This window comes from Pseudomonas syringae (genome assembly GCF_000737245.1).
Lineage (GTDB): Bacteria > Pseudomonadota > Gammaproteobacteria > Pseudomonadales > Pseudomonadaceae > Aquipseudomonas > Aquipseudomonas syringae_J.
In genome coordinates, this window is record NZ_JPQU01000084.1 from 1 (window position 1) to 1,458 (window position 1,458).

Here is a 1,458-nt window from a genome sequence, read left to right on the forward strand (position 1 = left end):
TACGACATCGCCGTGGAAACCCCGCTGCAAGGTGCCCGTCAGCTGTCCGAGCGCCTCGGCAATCAGGTGTTGCTCAAGCGTGAAGATCTGCAGCCAGTGTTCTCCTTCAAGATTCGCGGCGCGTACAACAAGCTGGCGCAGTTGAGCCCGGAAGAACTGGCTCGTGGCGTGGTCACTGCATCGGCGGGCAACCATGCCCAAGGCCTGGCGTTGGCCGCCAAGACCCTGGGCGTCGAAGCCACCATCGTGATGCCCAAGACCACCCCGGAGATTAAAGTCGAAGGCGTGCGCTCCCGTGGCGGCAAAGTGGTGTTGCATGGCGATTCGTTCCCGGAAGCGCTGGCCTACTCCCTGAAGCTGGTCGAAGAGATGGGCTTCGTTTACATCCACCCGTATGACGATCCCGACACGATTGCCGGGCAAGGCACGGTGGCGATGGAGATCCTGCGTCAGCATCAAGGGCCACTGGACGCGATTTTCGTTCCAGTGGGCGGTGGTGGCTTGATCGCCGGAATCGCGGCCTACGTCAAATACCTGCGCCCGGACATCAAGGTGATCGGCGTCGAGCCGGACGATTCCAACTGCCTGCAACAGGCCATGGCCTACGGCGAGCGTGTGGTGTTGCAGCAGGTCGGGCTGTTTGCCGACGGCGTGGCGGTGGCACAGATCGGGCAGTACACCTTCGACGTCTGCAAGGATTACGTCGATGAAGTGATCACCGTCAGCACCGATGAAATCTGCGCGGCGATCAAAGACATCTACGACGACACCCGCTCGATCACCGAGCCGGCCGGCGCATTGGGCGTGGCCGGGATCAAGAAGTACGTCGAGCATTACGGTGTCAGTGGCCAGACCTTCGTGGCCATCGACTCTGGTGCCAACGTCAACTTCGACCGCCTGCGCCACGTCGCCGAGCGCGCCGAACTGGGCGAAGGCCGCGAAGCCATCATCGCGGTGACCATCCCCGAGCAGCCGGGCAGCTTCAAGGCGTTTTGCCAGGCCATTGGCAAGCGGCAGATCACCGAATTCAACTACCGTTACCATACCGACCGCGAAGCGCACATCTTCGTCGGCGTGCAGACTCACCCGGACACCGACCCGCGCTCAGAACTGGTCTCCAGCCTGATCGGGCAAGGCTTCCCGGTGACTGACCTGACCGACAACGAACTGGCCAAGCTGCACATCCGGCACATGGTTGGCGGGCATGCCGAGCGGGTCAGCGATGAAGTGGTGTTCCGCTTCGAATTCCCCGAGCGGCCGGGGGCGCTGTTCAACTTTCTCAACAAGCTCGGCGGGCAATGGACCATCTCGATGTTCCACTACCGCAACCACGGCGCGGCGGATGGCCGGGTGGTGGCGGGTCTGGTAGTGCCTGAAGACGAACGGCACCTGATCCCGGCGGCACTGGCCGAGATTGGTTATCCGTATTGGGATGAGAGCGAGAATCCGGCTTATAAG

Annotated in this window: 1 protein-coding gene; it reads left to right on the forward strand. The window is 62.1% G+C overall.

Annotation, left to right across the window (positions count from 1 at the left end):
• Positions 1–1,458: threonine ammonia-lyase, biosynthetic (gene ilvA, locus IV01_RS02560; RefSeq protein ID WP_032631346.1), on the forward strand; the 1,458-nt coding region annotated here is incomplete at both ends.